The following is an 18,665-nucleotide window of genomic DNA, read 5'->3' as shown; positions in this document are numbered from 1 at the left end:
ATCTATCAAAAGGAGACCGTGATGAAAGACTATCAAGTGGTGTGGAGAGGACCTGTACTGGATGCCACAGGGTATGGAACGGCGAGCAGGGAATACGCCCTAGCTTTAGACAGACAGAACGTTGACGTTAAAATAGAAACATATACATGGAATTTTCCTTATAACATGCAGGATGAAAAGAAAAAAGCAAGATTGCTCCAACTCATTGGAAAACCCGTTTCAAACGATAAACCTAAGCTATTGATCTATCATTCTCCGCCGGCAGTTATTGAAAAAGAAGATAAAGCCAGATTTGATCGTTGTATTCTTAATACCGTATGGGAAACGAATAGAATCCCTGTTACTTGGCTGCCGATCCTATCTACTTTTGATGCCGTTTCCGTTCCATGTACGCATAATTTAGATGCACTGAAAAACAGCGGTGTTCGTATTCCGATATTTCTGGCTCCACATGGGGCAGATACACGAATGTTTAATCCGGACAATCAAAAGTTCATGATTAATGGAGCAGAGGGGAAATTTGTTTTTGTTTCTATTTTTGATTTTCAGCATCGAAAGAATCCGGAGAGTTTGCTCCGTGCGTATTGGGAAGAGTTCACAGCGAAGGAGCCAGTGCTGCTTGTTATCAAAACGTATGGCAGTTCACGCAAAAAAATAAGAGCAGCAATTATGAACTATAAACGGAAATTGGGGGTTGGGGACGATTCTGCTCCCATTTATATAATGACTGGTATATGCAGCGAGACTCAATTAAAGGGAATTTACAGAGCAGGAAATGCGTTTGTCCTTCCTACGAGAGGAGAAGGAGTCGGATTGCCTTTTATTGAAGCATTATCAAGCGGTATACCAGTTATTACAACAGGATGGGGGGGACAGATTGATTTTTTAAATAAACATAACTCCTTCCTGATAGATTACGAACTTAAGGATCCTTCCATCAGCATGAATAGCGATCACGCTATCTCTACGATCTACCGGCAATTTGAACAAAATGGACAGTTATGGGCTGAACCGAAATTCGGACACCTTAAAAAGCTGATGAGATATGCCTATGAAAATCCTGATCTTTGCAGACAAAAAGGAAAACAAGGCAGGAAGGATATGCTGAGGCTGACTTGGGATAAAGCAGGCATTTCATTAAAACAAATGGTCGAAAAATTAATAGGCTCCTAGAACAGGAGCTTATCAATCTCGCCTTTCATCCTATGGACAATGCTTCTCCATGAATAGTGCTCATTAACAAAATTTTGGCCTCTTGCAGCCACTTTTCGTAATAAGATATGATCTCCAGCATGGTGGTTTAATTTAGAAGCAAAGTCCTTTTTTTCTGCATGAATATAGTGTTTCTTATCAATCAGTTCTAAGCCTCTTACGCCGCAGTGTGTGGAGAATAGAGGGATTCCTGCAGATAAATATTCCAATGTCTTCAGATTTACGCCAGCGCCTGTAAACATAGGATTTATGGCTATATCTGCTTCAGCCAATAATTTTATTTTCTGCTTGTGCCGGACTCTCCCTAACAGTCTTACGTTAGGCTTGCAGGGAGCATTTGAAAACGGGGAGCAGCATCCTCCAGCGATTAGGAAGTCCATTTCAGGACAACAGTCAGCTAGATGGTCCACGATATAACCAACAGCTTCCACGTTTGGCGGGTAATCAGCTCCAATGAAGAAGGCAAGAGTTTTTTTGTTGGCACCTTCTTTTCGTGGTAGCCATCCATCTGGGTGTATCCCATTTGGAGCCAGTTTGATTTTAGATGGATCAACATTATACTTCGCAGCAAAAAGCTTTTTTTCGATTGCAGACGTAGAAAATACCAGATCGGCATTGTTCACAAGATTTTTTTCCAAATCAAAGACGGCAGGCAGATAGCTTCTTGCCTCCTTATTTTTCCAAATCTGTTCAGCCAGCATGAATTCGTGGTTATGGCTATTGTATACTCTTGGCTTGTGATCTTTTCGGATGTATGAATCATAGTTCAATAAAAAAGGGGATTCATGAATGACCACATCACTCGATGGATAAAGAGATTTAAAATGATTTTTAAATAAAGTAGGATGTTTGGCAAGCTCAGTCTGTATGATCAAGGCAAATTCATATGTTAATTCATTATGCTGTAGATCTTGAACAATTTTATTGTAAAAGTGGTCTTTAGCAACTTTATATTCTCTGAATGATGAGGAATAGTGGAATAATCCCCCTTTGTTGCCGAAGGTTTGTGAAAGCAGGGTTACATCATAAAAGCGGCTTAGGTTTTCATAAATATGAAAATACCTTAATGTGCCTCCGCTCGTTGGTGGAAGCGCAGTCGGAAAATGGTTTAGGACTAGAATCTTTTTCATCATTTTTCATTCCTTTTCACAACTTGCTTGAAAACATTCAGTGTTTCCTTGGCACAATTTTCCCATGAAAAACGTTTTGACCGCATGTTTCCTTTTTTTATGAAGTTCTCTCTGGTTCTTGGATCTAACATATCCAGCATTTTTAATGCGATATCTTCCGGATCCTCCGGGTTAAACTGTAAACCAGCATCGCCAACTACTTCCGGAATGCTTCCTCGATTTGAACAGACGATTGGACACTGTGTTTTCATCGCCTCTACTAAAGGAATGCCAAAACCCTCATAAAGGGAAGGGAAGACCAAACACAACGCATTTGCATATAGGGAAGGCATATCTTCAGGAGGGACATAGCCTAAGACATTTACTTGGGTTTCAAGTTTATGTTCTTTTAAAAAGTTTAGGACAGATTGATGTACACGGTTCTCTTTTGACGCATAACCCGTTAAAACAAGCTTTAGACGCTTATTATAGTTGTCCCTTAGTGAAACAAGAGCTTTAAGCAAGCTGATATGATTTTTATGCGGATTATAGCTGGCTGGATAGATCGCATATCCTTCTTCTAGTGCGTATTTTTTCTTGATTCTTTCTCTCTGGTTATATCTGGAGAAATACTGAAATGCCAATGGAGCATCCGGATAGATCGCATGTATTTTTACCTTAGGAATGCCAATATTCTTTGCAATGGCATTTCTAGAGAACTCCGAAACAGTCAGAACGGCATCAAAGGATGAAGCGAACTGCTCATAATAAGAATTGTTTTCTTGGAAATCCCCGGGGACAAATTGGGGATAGGCTGTGTGCAGAACATCATGGATGGTTGTGATCGAAGGAACCGGTATATCTGGAAGGTATGATCTGTGTAAGGGCGAAAACCATAGGTCGAGCTGGCATTGGGCAATCAATGGGTAAATCACTTTATGAATGTTATATTCTTTTATCATTATTTTTTTCAATCGTTCCTGATAATCAGGAAACAGATCTCTGCTTGGTTTTGTAAGGAATAAAAACAATTCTACTCGATTGTCGATCTTTAGTATTCGTGAGATCAAATGGACGACATACTGTTCAACCCCGCCGTATCTGTCCTGTTGCAGGTTCAACAAGTTAACGCCTATCCTCATATGTAACCTCCTCAGTACGTATTCATAATTATTGATCAAACTATTTATATGTTCAACAAATCCATGACGTGCGACTAGCACTCTTATACCAAATAAAAATTACCTTATGGCCCATTCCTTTTACTCACCAGGTGCATTTAATATGTTGAAGATAATGATGTGAGTTAGTTAAAAAGGGAGAGCTGAACAGATGAGTGATAAATCAAAAGGAAATCAAGATAAACACAGGAAAGTAAAGATTACGACTGGTCCATTTCTTGTACCGGAAGAAGTTGATTCAGAACTGCAAGGGGGGAGAGAGAACGACAGACTCATTATTATTCTAAAAAACCCTACTGACAAAGAACTTAAAGTCAAGGTAAAATTGGGCATTTGTTTGGAGCCGAAAATGAGCTGCACCGGATATATTAATATTTTTGAAGACATTGAAGAAAAAGAAATTAATTTAGGCAAGTTTAAATTAAACCCACATACTTGCACAAGAATAGAAAGAAATATACCTCGAAACCTTGTACCAGGAAAAAAAGATGAAACAAACGCTGTTTATCGTGTAACAGCAAAAGGTGATTTCGAAGTCTGCGGGTGTCAAGTAGTCTGTGGCCTGGCCGAAATATCTGTAATTGGCGGAAGTGTTTTCAATTTTGTAGAACCAGGACTTGAGCAGGCAGATGCAACGTTGTTCTTTCCATTCAGCCATTTTGTAGTTTGTAAAAAACACTGTGAATAGATAAAATGACAGCTCCTTTTTTAGGAGTTGTCTTTTTTACGGTCCAATCTGCGATGTAAAATGTGTAAGAGGGGTTAAGAATCCAATGTAGAAAATATAAAGTAGCAGCCTACCTATAAGAAAAGGAGTGGTTTATTTATGTACGAGCAAAAAACAAAAGAAACAGATAATAGTGTGGTAGAATTCATCGAATCAGTTGATAGCCCCAAAAAACGAGAAGACGCTTATAAACTGCTTGATATTTTTACAGAAACCACTGGCTTTGAAGCAAAAATGTGGGGGCCAAGCATTATCGGATTCGGATCCTATCATTATAAGTACAAAACCGGCCATGAAGGCGATGCACCTCTTGTTGGATTCTCACCAAGAAAGGCGAAGATCAGCCTTTACTTTGCACCAGGGGATCCAGACCGTGCTGAACTGCTTGAGAAATTCGGAAAGCATACAACAGGCGCAGCATGTGTTTACATTAATAAAATTGCGGACGTTGACGTAGAGGTCCTAAAAACGTTAATCAAGCAATCGATGCAGTTTTTACTCAAAACATATCCGCAGGAATAGGGTAAAGGAGCCCTGTGAGGACTCCTTTATTCATGAAATGAGCATCAGTGATTGCAGCCGCAGTTACAGCGCTTTTTCTTCTTCTTGTCTTTGTCCTTCTTCTTGTCTTTATTCTTGTCCTTCTTCTTACATTTTAAGATGAAGCTTGAAGAAGAAGAAGATTCACATTTGTCGTGTTTTTTCCAACAACCCATTAATATCACCCCGCTATTATCCAACACATTACCTGTGCTGGTTACTATATCTTATGCAGCAGAGGACAGGTTGTTTAGACAAATGGACGAGTCTTTAAAAATTTTTCGAATTTTGGTCAAACATGCTATGATGAAACAAAAGGACAGGAGTTGATTGAAAATTGAAACAAGAGATCATAAATAGATTTACCTCTTATGTAAAAGTAGATACGCAATCTGACTCAAGCAGTGAAACCACTCCTTCAACAGAGGGGCAGTGGACACTTGCTAACATTTTAGTTGAAGAATTAAAGGAAATTGGCATGAAAGAAGTTACCGTAGATGAAAACGGCTATGTGATGGCAACTCTTCCACCAAATACGGAAAAAGATGTGCCCGTCATCGGTTTCCTTGCGCATGTGGATACAGCTACTGATTTTACAGGTAAGAACGTAAATCCACAGATCGTAGAAAACTATGATGGAGATACTATCATTTTAAATAAAGACCTACATATCGAATTATCACCAAGCGATTTTCCTAGCTTACAAGATTACAAGGGACACACTTTGATCACAACAGACGGAACAACACTGCTTGGTGCTGATAACAAAGCGGGTATCGCAGAAATCATGACGGCGATGAAGTACTTAATCGAACATCCTGAAATTAAGCACGGAAAAATCAGAGTGGCGTTCACACCAGATGAAGAGATCGGACGCGGCCCACATAAATTTGATGTAGAAGCGTTCGGAGCAAAATACGCGTATACGATGGACGGAGGTCCACTTGGTGAGCTTGAGTATGAAAGTTTTAATGCTGCAAGCGCAAAGATTCGCATCCTAGGAAAAAACATTCACCCAGGATCAGCGAAAAACAAGATGGTAAATTCCGCGAAAATTGCAATGGAGCTGCAAAGTAAACTGCCAGCAGATGAAGCACCGGAACATACGGAAGGTTATGAAGGCTTTTATCATCTCATTGGTCTTAAAGGAGATGTAGAAAAAACTGAGATGTATTACATCATCCGTGACCATGACAAGGAACTTTTTCAAAAAAGAAAAGATACGATTCAGGGTATAGTAGATGAGTTGCGAGAAAAGTACGGTCAGGATAAAGTTCAGATAGAAATGAAAGATACGTATTACAACATGAAAGAGAAGATCGAGCCGGTAAAAGAAATTGTAGATCTTGCATCACAAGCAATGAAGAAGCTGGGTATCGAACCCAACATCAAACCAATCCGAGGCGGAACAGACGGGTCTCAGCTATCATTCATGGGACTGCCGACGCCGAATATTTTTACTGGCGGGGAAAATTATCATGGCCGTCACGAATACATTTCAGTTGATAACATGGTCAAAGCAACACAAGTCATTATTGAGCTTGTACAGTTGTTTGAACAAGAGGCATAGATGGTATGGAGCTAACCAGTTCGTTTTGGTTAGCTTTATCTGTCATTGGAGGTGAAGGGATGTTAGCTCAGGGAGTTGTATCTCTTCCAATGAAAAGGTAAAACACATATTGTAGAACTAGTAAGAGACAAAAACTTAGCTGAATCACATAAAAAATCTGCACCATCACATAAAAATTGCCCCTAATCCCATAAAAACGCCCACTCATCATATTATTTTAAATTCATTTTATAAAATTCAGAAAAATAACTGTCATTACAGTACCAAAATCTTTATACTATAAATACATAAATAAACTCATCAGTCGTTTTTTGATATTATCCTAAAGGAGGATTCACATGGAGTCTTATTTTTTTGAAAGAAATCGAAGCAGATTGAAAGAATTGCTGCCTGATGAATCACTAACAATTTTGTTTGCAGGAAAGGCACCACAAAAGTCAGCAGATGAACATTATCCGTTCGTACCAAATCGTAACTTCTATTACTTAACAGGAGTCAACGAGCAAAACGTTATCCTCATGTTAAAGAAGAGCGGAGCACTATTTGAAGAGACGCTTTTTATTGAAAAAGCTGATCCTGTAATGGAGAAGTGGGTGGGTAAGACGGTTTCAAAAGAGGAAGCTGAAAGCCTATCTGGCATTAAAGACATCAAGTATGTAGATAGCTTTGAATCTTTTGTTGCGGGAACTTTTTTTACGAATCAAGCAAAACATGTTTGTCTGGACTTAGAGCGCCGCGGATGGTCTGGTGCGCCGACAAACACATCCCTTTTTGCCAAACACATTCGTGAGCACTATCCCCACGTAACGATTCATAACGTATACCCTGAAATCTCTGAACTTCGTGTATTTAAGACACCTGAAGAGATTCAAAAGATTAAAGAAGCGATCGCCATTACTAAAGAAGGCATCTACAATGTGCTAATGAACGCGAAATCGGGATTGATGGAGTATCAGCTGGAAGCTCATTTTGATTTCACGCTTAAATCAAACGGCATCCGCAATTACGCGTTTAACACCATTACAGCAAGCGGAAAAAACGCGACGGTTCTTCATTATGAACATAATAACGCACAGACCGATTCAGGAGAGCTAGTGTTGCTTGACCTTGGCGCACAGAAAGACTATTACAATGCAGATATCAGTTATACGTTCCCGGTTGATGGTAAATTTTCTGATCGACAAAAAGAACTGTACAACATCGTCTTAAAAGCTTTAAAAGAAACAACTGCACTGATTAAACCAGGTCTGGAGTACGCTGAACTGGATAAACATGCAAAAAAAGTTTTAGCGGAAGAGTGCAAGAAGATTGGTTTGATTCAGGAAGACTCTGAGATCTCCAGATACTATTATCATAGTGTCGGCCATTTCCTTGGACTTGACACACATGATGTGGGTTCATATAAAGACCGTGTATTAGAACCTGGAATGGTGATTACGATAGAGCCTGGATTATATATTGAAGATGAGTCAATCGGCATTCGTATTGAAGATGACATCTTAGTAACAGAAGATGGATTTGAGAACCTGTCAAAAGACATTATGCGTGAAGTAGAAGAGATCGAAGAGTTTATGGCGACACAAGGTGTTCATGCATTGAAGGCTTAATAAAAAGAAACAGTCTAGTTCATTACGAATTAGACTGTTTTTTTAGCAGTTTTCTAAGGTGATCCATGAATGAAAGTCCTGACCCCTCATTTAATTCTTTTAATGGCTTACCGGAAAGGTACCTTCTTATATTCTTACATAAGATTTTACCCTGTTTTAAGAGTGCATCACTATTCTCTGATACATCCAAGATTGAGACGCACCTTCCTGCCCCAAATATAAAGGAGAATTCCGTGTTCTGAAGCTTATCGTTCACTAGCATCAATCCTTTTGGATCTACAGGAACCAATGCTTGTTTAAAGAGGGAAATCTTCATACCCACATCAAATGAAATGACATCAAAACGATGAATCTCACCTGAAAAGCTTAACAGCATTTTCTGAAGAGGATCAAAGGAAATAATGGTGTCTTCAATAAAAGTAACTGAGGCTGTTTCACACAATGTGACTATATCTAATTGAGTGTCTTTTCCTGAATAACGAGAAGAAGAGATAAGCGTAACGTCTACATCTTGTAATCTCTCTGATTGAAGAGAACGGAGAACAGACAAATGTGCTTCTCCAGCACCAATAAGCAATAATTTAGTCAAAGCAAACACTCCTGAATAAATAGCTCTACACTCATCATAGCGGTTTTTGTTGGGAATAGCGAATGAAACACGAAAAAACAAGCAAAAAGAGCCTCCTGTAACAAGGGAGGTTTTTTTATGAAAAAAGAGATAGAAAAAGCAGATAATGAATATTAAAATAGATGAAACAACTAACATAAACAAAGGGGCTAATGAGATGGAGATCATTGAACTTCACAGTGTTAATGAATGTTTAGAAGAACTGTCAGATCTGCTGATAAAAGTAGTAGGAGATGGAGCATCCATCGGTTTTCTTCCGCCACTTGAAAAAGAAGAGGCTCGTGCATATTGGCAAAGCTGTGTTAACCCTGAGATATTATTTTGGATTGCAAAGGTGGAAGGGCAGATTGCTGGTACCATCCAGCTGCATTTATGTACGAAGCCGAACGGTGTTCACCGGGCAGAGGTTGCAAAATTAATGACACATCCTTCATTCAGACAAAGAGGAATCGCACGTCAGCTGATGAAGCAAGCAGAACAAAGAGCGATACATGAAGGAAGGTCCCTGCTGGTTCTAGATACAAGAGAGGGAGACCCTTCAAATTTTCTTTATCAGTCCATCGGCTATAAAGAGGCTGGCCGTATTCCTCACTTTGCTCAGAACGCTGAAGGGGGCATTGATACGACTGTTTTATATTATAAAATGATATAAAAGAATGATCATATCTCAGAAAGGACTTACCCAAAAGTCCTTTTTCTTCGTTTAAGAAGAACACCAGCTGGTTATAGTACAGGTAGAAAGCGGGTGGGACAATGTCAGAATCAATTGCTGAGTATATAAGAAAACATGCTGTACGGTTTGAAGATAAATCTGACCTGGATACAATTATAAATTCAATCGGTGATGCGCGTTATGTGCTATTAGGTGAAGCTTCACATGGTACATCTGAGTTTTATACAATTCGTGCTGAACTTTCAAAAAGACTCATTCAAGAAAAAGGCTTCTCGTTCATTGCGGTGGAAGGGGACTGGCCGTCCTGTTACAGGGTGAATCGGTACATAAAAAGTTACTACGCAAAACCTCCACAGCTTGAATTCCTTTTAAAACACAGCTTTACACGCTGGCCCTCATGGATGTGGGCAAATAAAGAAATTCTTGATTTTATAACGTGGTTAAAAAAACATAATGATGAACAGGCAATACAGAAAAAAGTCGGCTTTTATGGGATCGACATGTACAGTCTTTTTGAATCGATGGAAGAGATTATTCGTTATCTAGAAAAGAAGGACCCCAGCAGGTTAGAGTCTGCCAAAAAAGCCTTTTCATGCTTTCAGCCTTTTGAAAAAGACGAACAGGAATATGCGATCTCAGCAGGTTATCTATCTGAAAGCTGTGAAGAAGAAGTGATCAAGCTTCTTTTAGACATTCAGTCCAAAAGAGAATCTTATGAAGATGACCTGGAAGGTGGACTTAGTCTGGAGCTCAATGCGCTAGTAGCTGCTCATGCTGAACATTACTACAGATCTATGGTAAAAGGCGACACCGAAACCTGGAACATTCGAGACCGTCATATGACTGAAGCTGTTGAGAAGCTAATGGACTTCCATGGACCGGAAGCAAAGGCCATCATCTGGGAACATAACACACACATTGGAGATGCGCGTGCGACCGATATGGCAGAGGAAGGAATGGTGAATGTAGGCCAATTAATTCGTGAAAGCCATATTCCTAAAGATGTGTATGCTCTAGGGTTTGGCACACACCGCGGTTCAGTGATTGCTGGAGATGCATGGGGAGCTCCTTACAAAAAGATTTCAGTCCCGCCAGCTTCTGATGACAGTTGGGAAGGGGTATTTCATGCTGCTGGTACTCACGATCAGATTATGCTGCTAAAAGAACACCATGAAAGGTTCCAAGATGTCAAAGGCCACCGTGCCATTGGTGTGGTTTATAATCCTCGTTATGAACATTTAGGCAACTATGTTCCAACCAGTTTGTCCAACAGATATGATGCTTTTATTTTTATCAATCACTCGAATGCCCTGCATCCGCTCTAGCCAGATAAATCACGCAAGCTTCCAGGCTGAAACGCTCGGAAGCTTATTTTTATATATAATAAACAGTCCTGGTGGAAAAATGAGACCAGTGATAGTCCCCTTTTTTTCGGTGCTTTAACAGTCTTAGCCACAGTTGGTTTCTAATTAAATGTTCACTCGTCTATTTTTTCATGACTTAGGGTATATAGACTATTACATTAAAAGTTTTGGCATTGTGAGGAGGATAAGATATGAAGTGGAGAGGCAGACGTGGAAGCACAAACGTTGAAGACCGGCGGGGGATGGGTGGTAAAGGGCTGGCAGTCGGCGGGGGTCTTGGAGGTTTGATCATTGTACTGATCGTTACCCTTTTAGGAGGAAATCCAGGAGATCTGATCGGTGGCATGGGAGAGACAGAGCAGTCAGTACCATATGAAGAGACTGAAAAAGAGAAAGAAAATGCACAGTTTGTGTCAGTTGTTTTAGCAGACACAGAGGATGTGTGGACTGACATTTTTCGAGAACAAGGACTAACGTACAAAGAACCACAGCTTGTTCTCTATACAGGAAGCGTTCAGTCGGCTTGCGGTGCAGCGGGTTCATCGGTCGGTCCGTTTTATTGTCCTGGAGACCAGAAGCTTTACATAGACCTTAGCTTTTATCAGGAACTTCAAGATAAGTTCGATGCACCAGGTGATTTTGCCATGGCCTATGTGATCGCACATGAGGTAGGCCATCATGTACAGACACTACTAGGAAAAACAGAAGAAATCCACGCGTTGCGATCGAAGCTCAGTGAAACGGAATACAATAAATATCAAGTCAGGTTTGAGCTGCAAGCTGATTATTATGCGGGAGTATGGGCGAATCACGCTCAGGATATGAATGTGCTGGAAAAAGGGGATCTGGAGGAAGCACTGAATGCTGCGAGTGGGGTTGGTGATGATACACTGCAGAAGAAATCACAAGGCTATGTGGTGCCAGAAAGCTTTACCCACGGCACTTCCGAACAGCGCAAACGCTGGTTTTATAAAGGATTTCAGAACGGTACAATTAAGGGTGGAGACACATTTAAAGTGAAAGAGCTTTGATTTATTTTAAGAAATAGGTTAAGACTGGTCTAAGGGATGAGTTGATCCATTTTGGCCAGTCTTTTTGCTATATACCCCCATATGAAGATCGAATTTGAGCAGTTTGTGGGCAGGAAAAGGGACTGAAGTGAGTAAAAAAAAGCTGAAAACTAAGTGATTTTCATGATTTGTATGATATTTCAGATTAATTTAGCTCTGGTGTATCTTTGATATATACATATTAGAAAAGAGTACTTTTAAAAAGGACACTGTTTCCGTATTTAAAATTAATTTCACACTGAATCGAAATAATTCCACGTAAACAGTCAGTAATTCCACGTAAACGATCAATAATTCCACGTAATTTTCGATTTATCCAGATTTCGACATTCTTCAACAACCTGCCTATCAAAAACCCATACTTTTGCCTCATCCCCATCTGATGGATAAACCAATTAATCTATCACTTTTAGAAGAAACAGTATAGAATTTTTTCAATCAATTATCGCTCTTATGTATAATGAAGATAATTATAGCTGGAGGAGTGATGATGAGATGAATGTGGCACTACTCAGTAAATGGCATGTACACGCGGTCGATTATGCACGTGAGGCAAAGGAAAACGAAACAATATCCATTCAAGTAGTATGGGATGAGGACACAGAGCGCGGAGCCGAGTGGGCAAAGGAGTTAGGAGTTGCTTATGAGCCTGACTTAAATAAAGTCCTGTCTGATCCAGCCATTGATGGTGTTATCGTAACAACAGCGACGAACCGCCACAAGGAAGTGATCATTGCGGCAGCAAATCATGGCAAACACATTTTCACGGAAAAAGTTTTGGCTTTCTCGGTAAAAGATTGTGAAGAAATAGTAGAGGCCGTTGAAAAGAATAATGTACAATTAATCGTCAATTTACCAAGGCTGACAGAAAGCTTTTACCTCTATGCACAAGAAGTGGTAGATAAGAGGTTGCTAGGAGATATTACATACATCAGATGCCGTGTAGCGCATAATGGCTCTGTACCTTCCTCCGAAAATCCAAAAGGATGGCTGCCCCAGCACTTTTATAACAAAGAGGAGTGTGGTGGAGGAGCACTGATTGACCTTGGCGCACATCCGATCTATTTAACAAATCGCCTAGGTGGAAAAGTAAAAGCGGTTAGTGGAAGACTGAACCAATTCTATCAGCTTGGTGTAGATGACAATGCCTTGGTAATGGTGGAGTATGAATCAGGGGCAATGGGAATGATCGAAACCGGGTTCCTGTCATTCGGAAGCCCACAGCAGCTCGAGCTGTACGGAACAGAAGGAACGCTAATGGTGGAAGGGCAGGAAGTTCGAATCAAGAGTAAGCACCTTGGGACAGAAGACTGGATATACCCAGAACTGCCTAAGCCAATCCAATCAGCTATGGAACAATGGGTAGATTCGATTTCAAATGGTACAAAGCCTACCATAACAACAGAAGACATTGTGAACTTGACTGCCATTAATGAAGCAGCTGCCCTTTCAGATAAAGAAGGACGCCGTGTTCTATTGTCGGATCTCGGAATGAAGCAAAAAATTTAAAATTTATTAAAGGAATTTAACCTCCGTTTGCAGAATGTTTGTTCGTACTTATTTCTGTGTAGGAGGTTTTTTTATGGATCAGAGAACGATTCTATTGAGACAAATGGGAGCCAATCATAACGAACCGAACTGGTTTGTTCCGGTGGAGCGTGCATTAGATGGACTTACTGAAGAACAAGCAAAAGAAAAATCAGGTGACAGTAATTCCATCTGGGAGATCGTTAACCATCTCATTTTTTGGAATGAGCGGTATCTGAATAGGTTTAAAGGAACTCCGGCTACAAGGAAAATAGACAGCAACGATGAGACGTTTCTAAATGAGAACAATGAAGATTGGGAAGGTGCGAAGACTCAGCTTTTTACGGTTTTAACAGAATGGGCAGCAGCAGTTAAAGAGGCGGACGACGAGATCTTTGAACGCTCTGCCCATGAGGATCGCCATGATCCATGGTATTCGGTGCTAGCTAACATCAATATTCATAATGCATATCATATTGGGCAAATTGTAGAGATTAGAAAAACACAAGGCAGTTGGGACCCATCAAAAGGCGTTCATTAATCGAAATAGAAAGAGATAACGTACAATGACAGATTTAAAATTTGTGTATGTTTCTTATATTGAATCGACCCCTGAAAGAGTCTGGGATGCTCTAACAAATGGAGATGTTACGGAACAGTATTTTTTTGGAAGCCGGGTAGAGTCTGACTGGAAAGAGGGATCTCGCATCACATATTCTCGTAGTGGAGAGGTAACGGATTGGGGAGAAATCCTAAAATGTGAACCCCAAAAGGAGCTATCCTTTACGTGGACCAACAAATGGGACTATGAAGAACGTGAAGAGCCAACGATTGCTACGTTCACCTTGAAAGAGTTGAATGGTACCGTTAAGTTAACCCTTCGGCATGAGAATTTGATGGAAAAGGACTATGTGGAAGAAGAAGATACCTTTGTTGGATATAACAATGGCTGGCCAGCGATTCTTAGCAACTTAAAGACGCTGTTGGAGACAGGAAGAACATTGCCACCGGTAATTGTATAATGCTGAAAACGCTTAGGAAGATTACCTAAGCGTTTTCTAGATTACTTTTTTAAACAAAAATACAAGATCTCGACTAACTGTTCTAACAATAATGGATTGCCGTTTCTTTCAAGATCGTTTAAGATGTGCTGAAACTTTTGTGTGTCAAGTCCTTTGTGTTCGATTTGTTCAAGTAAATACCAATGCTTTTCGCTAAAAGTTTCATTGTGATCCATATTAGTCCTCACCTTTACCATATAATTGCAAACAATCCTTTAAGGACTTAATTCATCATATGCACATTAAATGGTAGGCGGAACCAAAAAATAAATTTATTTGTTTATAAAACCAATTTCTTTGAATATAATCAAATAAAAAAATACTTATCATTTAGGTCTTATCTTTTTAATTGTTTCTCTGAGTTTTCGTATCAAAGTTATAACGAATTCTGCTTCTTGATTAGTTACATGTTCTCCATCTAATAAGAGATTATAATTGTTCATTAAATCTGCAGAAGACAGTTCCAGATCCTCAATAAACCTTTTTTCTGTTGTTGATAAATTTTCTTCTTGATCAAAAAAATAAGATATTTTCACATCATAAACAGCTGCAATTTTTGAAAGTAGCTTTAACGATGGAGTAATAAGACCACGCTCTACTTTTGATAAATTACTAAAATCATAATCAATTTTATCGGCTAATTCCTTTATGGTGTCACCTTTCTCTTTTCGCAGTTCCCTAATTTTTCTCATTAGAAAAGATCCCACCTTATTAATCCATGTGCGTAACTACATGAAATACTTTCTTTTATATGAACTTATTCTTTTTACATTATATTGTGCGTTTGGAAGAATTTAGCCTATTTTTTTATAAAACATTTTTATAAATATAAAAAAAGCTGATGTTCTCAGCTTTTTTCGAATTATATATTTTATTTTGACACTAAAATTCAACCCCACTTTTTATAAAGCTCTTTGATTTCTTCACCGTGCGAAATGCCATACTCAGATGGTGTTTCTAACACAAAAAGAACATCTTTTAAAAGCGGTGAAGTTATCAGCTGATCAAACTGTTCTTCGGTAATACGTCCCTTATGAAAAATGTTGGCATGTCGGTCTTTTCCTTCTCCAGAGGCATAGCGGGAATTATTCAAATGGACTGCCTTCAAATGCTGAAAGTAACCCAACTCCGTACCTTTTTCCTCGAGTTCACTCCAATTTTCTCCGGTCCAAAGTCCGCTGGCAAACGCATGACACGTATCCAAACAAAAACCAATTTTCTCAGGTTGTTCACATAGATTCCTCACTTGAACGAGTTCTTCAAACGTTGTTCCCATCGAGCCAGGACGACCAGCTAAATTTTCAAGTAAAATTAGACAATCACTATCCCAATCACTGAGAACAGCATTCAGTGTATGAATCATCAGTTGATAGCTTGCAAGGAGGTCCTCACCAGGAACGGGACTGCCAAAATGCACAACAACCCCAACAGAACCGCAGGCATCTGCGATCTCCAGGTCGTTCCTAAGGGATTCTATCGTAAGTTGTTTTTTATTTTCAGAGGGAGTCAGGCTCGTTGGATAGGGGGTATGTGCAATAGACAGTAAATTATTTTCCGCACAAAACGCTTTGCAGCTTTTCGCATCACCTAAATTAAAATCCTTTACAGACAAACTTCGCGGATTCTTTGGAAAGTACTGATACGCGCGACCACCTAAGGAAAGAACGTGTTTTGCTGCACCACTATATCCGTTCCTTATACTCACATGGCAGCCAAAGCGCATAGAAATCCCTACTTTCCATCTGTAAATCTTCTCTAACAGTATGTATCTATATTCATCCGAAAAATACATTAAGCAAAATAAAAAAGAGAGAACTATTCTCCCTTTTCTTCTTTATGTAGTAAACCATTCACCGTTTAGTGCAGCAATATATCGCTCAGCAGATCGCTGGACAACAAGATCTGCATCTTTTTTTACATGACGGTTAAACGCGTTATACAATTCTTTAAACTGTAGTGAACCTACTCTTTTTGCCATACGATCAACGGTTTTAGCAGGCAACGGAATGATGTTCGGATAGCTGTACATGAAGCTTACCCATCTTCGGTCGGGAACTACTTGTATAATGTCCCCTGTTAATAGAACTCCAGCTCCTCTTCTCCCGTTTTCCCAGTGAAGGACAGCTCCACCTTTATAGTGTCCGCCTATCCGATGGATGGCAAGACCTTCAGTCAACGGCTTCTGCTCTCCGCTCCAATAAACAATTCTGCAGCTTTCTTGTTGAACCCATTCTTTATCATCCTCATGAATGTAGATCGGGCAATCGAATGTTTCTGCCCACGTCACCTGAGTGGAGTAGTAGTGGGGATGTGATAATGCAATGGCATCAATGCCGCCGTCAAGCATAATACGGTCAACAGTTGTTTGATCTAAGTAAGGAATACAATCCCATAATAGACGAAATCCTTTTACATCGATTAAAAATGAGGACTGTCCGATCGCAAATTCCGGTTCTGTTTTCAGGCTATAGAGTCCTGGCTGTTCGTTCACTATTTTATTGCGATATTCGCCTGATTGTTTCATCACTTCTAAGGTAGTCCATTCTTGTCCTTTCGGGTTTATGTATTGTCTTTCTTCTTTACAGATCACACATTCTTTCAAAGGGGAAACAGCCGATGTGTATTGTGTTCCACAAGTTGTGCATAGATATTCTTTCATTACTTGATGTCCCTCCTTAATTTGGCTTTAATGACAGTGTAGCAAACCAAGTATGGAAAGTAATGTAAATGTTCTTTCGTATTTACAGTTCATCCGCCTCAGTTTTAAAAAATGAGAGAAGGGAATAGAAAAACAAAACGAAAGGGAGGTGGCAATCATGTCTGTTTATGACCAGATCAACTCTTGCTGCAGCAGGATTGAGAAAGCAGACACGAAGGAAGACGTACTTCGCGAAGTAGATAAGCTGGACAACTACGCCTCTTATCTAAACGCAGAAAAAGCAAAGAGACTTCATATTTATTGTGATAATATTCGAAAACTAAATGTTGATGTAAAGAGCGAGACCCTAAATCAAGCTCAATCCATACGCAAATTATTTTCATAGGATTTTTTAACAAGGCTGCCTTTGGGGCAGCCTTGAAATTTGTCTGCTCACATATTTTTGTTTGCAAGTGGAACAATGAAACGAGATTTACTAAATCGTATAAAAATAGCTTAAAGGAGTATTTATTATGAGTCATTCTGAAGAGAAGGATATGAATCATGAGTTTTTACCGATGACAAGCGTTGCTGATAATGTGGGAGAACAAATTGCACCAGGTCTGTTCGGTCTGACAACAAAGATCGTAAACGTATTTTTTATTCAATGTGCTGAGGACCCTTCAACCTATTTTTTGGTTGATGCAGGAATGCCAAAATCAGGAAAAACAATTAGTGAATGGGCAGACAAATGGTTTGACGGAAAAGCACCGAAAGCAATCTTGCTTACACATGGTCACTTTGATCACGTTGGAGCGGTCAATGATCTGGCAGAAAAGTGGGGAGTGCCGGTCTATGCGCACACAGTTGAATTACCTTATTTAAATGGGAAAGAAGATTATCCGAAACCGGATCGTTCGGTGGAAGGCGGTCTTGTTACAGAACTTTCTCCGCTTTTTCCAAACCACGGAATTGATTTAGGAAAACACATCAAGCCCCTTCCCGAAGACGGAACAATACCAGGCCTAGCAGGATGGAGATGGATTCATACACCAGGCCATACACCAGGTCATGTGTCATTTTATAGAGAGCGTGACAAGGTACTGGTTGCAGGTGATGCCTTTGTTACTGTCAAACAAGAATCTTTATATAAAGTGCTCATACAAAAACAAGAGATCAGTGGGCCGCCTAAATATTTCACAACTGACTGGATACATGCAAAACAATCCGTGGAAAAGCTGGCAGCTCTTGATCCATCTGTTGCGGCAACAGGGCATGGGATCCCGATGAGCGGAGCAGAACTCACAGTTAATTTAAAGAATTTGGTCCAGCATTTCGATGAGATTGCCAAACCAAACAACGGAAAATATGTGGATTAAATAAACAAATCCCTCATGAACAAATGTTATGAGGGATCTTTTTATTCAATCGTATCTGGTTTCTAGTAATGCAGCTTGTGTTTCGTGAAGATGTCGTAAGTATTCTTTTGCATGATGTATCTGTTTTTTCTCTTCCTCTGAAGTACCTTCTCCAGCGGAACGGACAGACTGCTGTGCCGTTTCAAGCCAAACTTTAGCGGTCTGAAAACAAGAAGGCGTCTGATTGGCTTGTGCTTCAATCATTGCTTCATCTGCGCGTTTCACATGGTCGAGTGCCTCTTGAATCTTTGGGCTGTACTGATGTTCCATTTTAAAGTACTCCTTTTATAACATAATTTTTGGTCTGATTGGCAGATTTCCTGAATAAGATGGAGACAGG

Annotated in this window: 21 protein-coding genes; 13 read left to right on the top strand and 8 right to left on the bottom strand. The window is 39.8% G+C overall.

Going from position 1 to position 18,665, the window contains the following annotated elements; genetic code table 11:
* Nucleotides 1-21 precede the first annotated feature (21 nt).
* Nucleotides 22-1,173: a glycosyltransferase gene (locus IEV52_RS15755; RefSeq protein ID WP_188403447.1), complete on the top strand. Its 1,152-nt coding sequence runs from the start codon at nucleotides 22-24 to the stop codon at nucleotides 1,171-1,173.
* Here the strand turns inward: IEV52_RS15755 and IEV52_RS15750 are convergent.
* Nucleotides 1,170-2,342, bottom strand: coding sequence for a glycosyltransferase family 4 protein (locus tag IEV52_RS15750; protein ID WP_188403446.1), 1,173 nt, complete (start codon nucleotides 2,340-2,342; stop codon nucleotides 1,170-1,172). The two genes, IEV52_RS15755 and IEV52_RS15750, sit on opposite strands and share 4 nt — an antisense overlap.
* Nucleotides 2,342-3,463, bottom strand: coding sequence for a glycosyltransferase family 4 protein (locus IEV52_RS15745; RefSeq protein ID WP_188403445.1), 1,122 nt, complete (start codon nucleotides 3,461-3,463; stop codon nucleotides 2,342-2,344). Before IEV52_RS15745 ends, IEV52_RS15750 begins: the two co-directional genes overlap by 1 nt.
* A 190-nt stretch (nucleotides 3,464-3,653) precedes the next feature.
* Between IEV52_RS15745 and IEV52_RS15740 the strand changes: the two genes are divergently transcribed.
* From IEV52_RS15740 to IEV52_RS15725, 4 genes are all read left to right on the top strand, one after another.
* The gene (locus IEV52_RS15740) at nucleotides 3,654-4,190 is read left to right on the top strand and encodes a hypothetical protein (protein WP_188403444.1); all 537 of its coding nucleotides are present in this window, start codon (nucleotides 3,654-3,656) and stop codon (nucleotides 4,188-4,190) included.
* A gap of 138 nt (nucleotides 4,191-4,328) precedes the next feature.
* Complete coding sequence (locus tag IEV52_RS15735) at nucleotides 4,329-4,751, top strand: DUF1801 domain-containing protein (RefSeq protein WP_188403443.1); 423 nt, start codon at nucleotides 4,329-4,331, stop codon at nucleotides 4,749-4,751.
* A gap of 355 nt (nucleotides 4,752-5,106) precedes the next feature.
* Entirely contained in the window at nucleotides 5,107-6,339 is a 1,233-nt protein-coding gene (gene pepT, locus IEV52_RS15730; RefSeq protein ID WP_188403442.1) for a peptidase T, read from the top strand.
* 338 nt (nucleotides 6,340-6,677) lie between these two features.
* Nucleotides 6,678-7,946, top strand: a complete 1,269-nt coding sequence (locus tag IEV52_RS15725; RefSeq protein ID WP_188403441.1) for an aminopeptidase P family protein — start codon at nucleotides 6,678-6,680, stop codon at nucleotides 7,944-7,946.
* A gap of 22 nt (nucleotides 7,947-7,968) precedes the next feature.
* On the opposite strand, the gene IEV52_RS15720 is transcribed toward IEV52_RS15725, so the two are convergent.
* Nucleotides 7,969-8,535, bottom strand: coding sequence for an NAD(P)/FAD-dependent oxidoreductase (locus tag IEV52_RS15720; RefSeq protein WP_188403440.1), 567 nt, complete (start codon nucleotides 8,533-8,535; stop codon nucleotides 7,969-7,971).
* 196 nt (nucleotides 8,536-8,731) lie between these two features.
* Between IEV52_RS15720 and IEV52_RS15715 the strand changes: the two genes are divergently transcribed.
* The 6 genes from IEV52_RS15715 to IEV52_RS15690 all read left to right on the top strand — a co-directional run bounded on the left by IEV52_RS15715 (nucleotide 8,732) and on the right by IEV52_RS15690 (nucleotide 14,230).
* Nucleotides 8,732-9,226, top strand: coding sequence for a GNAT family N-acetyltransferase (locus IEV52_RS15715; RefSeq protein ID WP_188403951.1), 495 nt, complete (start codon nucleotides 8,732-8,734; stop codon nucleotides 9,224-9,226).
* Between the two features lie 101 nt (nucleotides 9,227-9,327).
* Complete coding sequence (locus IEV52_RS15710; protein ID WP_188403439.1) at nucleotides 9,328-10,572, top strand: erythromycin esterase family protein; 1,245 nt, start codon at nucleotides 9,328-9,330, stop codon at nucleotides 10,570-10,572.
* A gap of 230 nt (nucleotides 10,573-10,802) precedes the next feature.
* Nucleotides 10,803-11,642, top strand: coding sequence for a KPN_02809 family neutral zinc metallopeptidase (ypfJ, locus tag IEV52_RS15705; protein WP_188403438.1), 840 nt, complete (start codon nucleotides 10,803-10,805; stop codon nucleotides 11,640-11,642).
* Between the two features lie 534 nt (nucleotides 11,643-12,176).
* Entirely contained in the window at nucleotides 12,177-13,190 is a 1,014-nt protein-coding gene (locus IEV52_RS15700; RefSeq protein ID WP_188403437.1) for a Gfo/Idh/MocA family protein, read from the top strand.
* A 73-nt stretch (nucleotides 13,191-13,263) separates the two neighbouring features.
* Complete coding sequence (locus tag IEV52_RS15695) at nucleotides 13,264-13,749, top strand: DinB family protein (RefSeq protein ID WP_188403436.1); 486 nt, start codon at nucleotides 13,264-13,266, stop codon at nucleotides 13,747-13,749.
* Between the two features lie 25 nt (nucleotides 13,750-13,774).
* Nucleotides 13,775-14,230, top strand: a complete 456-nt coding sequence (locus tag IEV52_RS15690; RefSeq protein WP_188403435.1) for an SRPBCC family protein — start codon at nucleotides 13,775-13,777, stop codon at nucleotides 14,228-14,230.
* A gap of 41 nt (nucleotides 14,231-14,271) precedes the next feature.
* On the opposite strand, the gene IEV52_RS15685 is transcribed toward IEV52_RS15690, so the two are convergent.
* The 4 genes from IEV52_RS15685 to IEV52_RS15670 form a co-directional block, all read right to left on the bottom strand.
* A complete protein-coding gene (locus IEV52_RS15685; RefSeq protein ID WP_188403434.1) occupies nucleotides 14,272-14,445 on the bottom strand; it encodes a hypothetical protein in 174 nt (57 codons plus the stop codon).
* A 150-nt stretch (nucleotides 14,446-14,595) separates the two neighbouring features.
* Nucleotides 14,596-14,961 carry a helix-turn-helix domain-containing protein gene (locus tag IEV52_RS15680; protein ID WP_188403433.1) on the bottom strand — a complete coding sequence of 122 codons (366 nt, stop codon included), beginning with the start codon at nucleotides 14,959-14,961 and terminating at the stop codon, nucleotides 14,596-14,598.
* A gap of 197 nt (nucleotides 14,962-15,158) precedes the next feature.
* Nucleotides 15,159-15,992 carry a deoxyribonuclease IV gene (locus tag IEV52_RS15675; RefSeq protein ID WP_188403950.1) on the bottom strand — a complete coding sequence of 278 codons (834 nt, stop codon included), beginning with the start codon at nucleotides 15,990-15,992 and terminating at the stop codon, nucleotides 15,159-15,161.
* A 111-nt stretch (nucleotides 15,993-16,103) separates the two neighbouring features.
* Nucleotides 16,104-16,928 (bottom strand): MBL fold metallo-hydrolase, encoded by an 825-nt coding sequence (locus tag IEV52_RS15670; RefSeq protein WP_188403432.1) that lies wholly within the window; start codon nucleotides 16,926-16,928, stop codon nucleotides 16,104-16,106.
* A 157-nt stretch (nucleotides 16,929-17,085) separates the two neighbouring features.
* On the opposite strand from IEV52_RS15670, the gene IEV52_RS15665 reads away from it, so the two are divergent.
* Together IEV52_RS15665 and IEV52_RS15660 are read left to right on the top strand one after the other, a co-directional pair.
* Nucleotides 17,086-17,313 carry a hypothetical protein gene (locus tag IEV52_RS15665; protein ID WP_188403431.1) on the top strand — a complete coding sequence of 76 codons (228 nt, stop codon included), beginning with the start codon at nucleotides 17,086-17,088 and terminating at the stop codon, nucleotides 17,311-17,313.
* Nucleotides 17,314-17,440: 127 nt separating this feature from the next.
* Nucleotides 17,441-18,286 (top strand): MBL fold metallo-hydrolase, encoded by an 846-nt coding sequence (locus IEV52_RS15660; protein ID WP_229754314.1) that lies wholly within the window; start codon nucleotides 17,441-17,443, stop codon nucleotides 18,284-18,286.
* Between the two features lie 45 nt (nucleotides 18,287-18,331).
* Here the strand turns inward: IEV52_RS15660 and IEV52_RS15655 are convergent, their stop codons facing one another.
* Nucleotides 18,332-18,595 (bottom strand): hypothetical protein, encoded by a 264-nt coding sequence (locus tag IEV52_RS15655; protein WP_188403430.1) that lies wholly within the window; start codon nucleotides 18,593-18,595, stop codon nucleotides 18,332-18,334.
* Nucleotides 18,596-18,665 lie beyond the last annotated feature (70 nt).

Origin of the sequence: Fictibacillus barbaricus (genome assembly GCF_014635025.1) — a bacterium.
GTDB classification, from domain to species: domain Bacteria; phylum Bacillota; class Bacilli; order Bacillales; family Fictibacillaceae; genus Fictibacillus; species Fictibacillus barbaricus.
This window is presented reverse-complemented; position numbering and strand designations above follow the sequence as displayed.

Excerpts from the sequence above, each read along its gene's own strand:
- IEV52_RS15695 (WP_188403436.1), top strand. The coding sequence starts at position 13,264 with ATGGATCAGAGAACGATTCTATTGAGACAAATGGGAGCCAATCATAAC.
- IEV52_RS15675 (WP_188403950.1), bottom strand. The coding sequence starts at position 15,992 with ATGCGCTTTGGCTGCCATGTGAGTATAAGGAACGGATATAGTGGTGCA.
- IEV52_RS15750 (WP_188403446.1), bottom strand. The coding sequence starts at position 2,342 with ATGAAAAAGATTCTAGTCCTAAACCATTTTCCGACTGCGCTTCCACCA.
- IEV52_RS15685 (WP_188403434.1), bottom strand. The coding sequence starts at position 14,445 with ATGGATCACAATGAAACTTTTAGCGAAAAGCATTGGTATTTACTTGAA.
- IEV52_RS15755 (WP_188403447.1), top strand. The coding sequence starts at position 22 with ATGAAAGACTATCAAGTGGTGTGGAGAGGACCTGTACTGGATGCCACA.
- IEV52_RS15715 (WP_188403951.1), top strand. The coding sequence starts at position 8,732 with ATGGAGATCATTGAACTTCACAGTGTTAATGAATGTTTAGAAGAACTG.
- IEV52_RS15680 (WP_188403433.1), bottom strand. The coding sequence starts at position 14,961 with ATGAGAAAAATTAGGGAACTGCGAAAAGAGAAAGGTGACACCATAAAG.
- IEV52_RS15740 (WP_188403444.1), top strand. The coding sequence starts at position 3,654 with ATGAGTGATAAATCAAAAGGAAATCAAGATAAACACAGGAAAGTAAAG.
- IEV52_RS15735 (WP_188403443.1), top strand. The coding sequence starts at position 4,329 with ATGTACGAGCAAAAAACAAAAGAAACAGATAATAGTGTGGTAGAATTC.
- IEV52_RS15710 (WP_188403439.1), top strand. The coding sequence starts at position 9,328 with ATGTCAGAATCAATTGCTGAGTATATAAGAAAACATGCTGTACGGTTT.
- IEV52_RS15725 (WP_188403441.1), top strand. The coding sequence starts at position 6,678 with ATGGAGTCTTATTTTTTTGAAAGAAATCGAAGCAGATTGAAAGAATTG.
- IEV52_RS15670 (WP_188403432.1), bottom strand. The coding sequence starts at position 16,928 with ATGAAAGAATATCTATGCACAACTTGTGGAACACAATACACATCGGCT.
- IEV52_RS15690 (WP_188403435.1), top strand. The coding sequence starts at position 13,775 with ATGACAGATTTAAAATTTGTGTATGTTTCTTATATTGAATCGACCCCT.
- IEV52_RS15660 (WP_229754314.1), top strand. The coding sequence starts at position 17,441 with ATGAGTCATTCTGAAGAGAAGGATATGAATCATGAGTTTTTACCGATG.
- IEV52_RS15745 (WP_188403445.1), bottom strand. The coding sequence starts at position 3,463 with ATGAGGATAGGCGTTAACTTGTTGAACCTGCAACAGGACAGATACGGC.
- ypfJ (WP_188403438.1), top strand. The coding sequence starts at position 10,803 with ATGAAGTGGAGAGGCAGACGTGGAAGCACAAACGTTGAAGACCGGCGG.
- IEV52_RS15700 (WP_188403437.1), top strand. The coding sequence starts at position 12,177 with ATGAATGTGGCACTACTCAGTAAATGGCATGTACACGCGGTCGATTAT.
- IEV52_RS15665 (WP_188403431.1), top strand. The coding sequence starts at position 17,086 with ATGTCTGTTTATGACCAGATCAACTCTTGCTGCAGCAGGATTGAGAAA.
- IEV52_RS15655 (WP_188403430.1), bottom strand. The coding sequence starts at position 18,595 with ATGGAACATCAGTACAGCCCAAAGATTCAAGAGGCACTCGACCATGTG.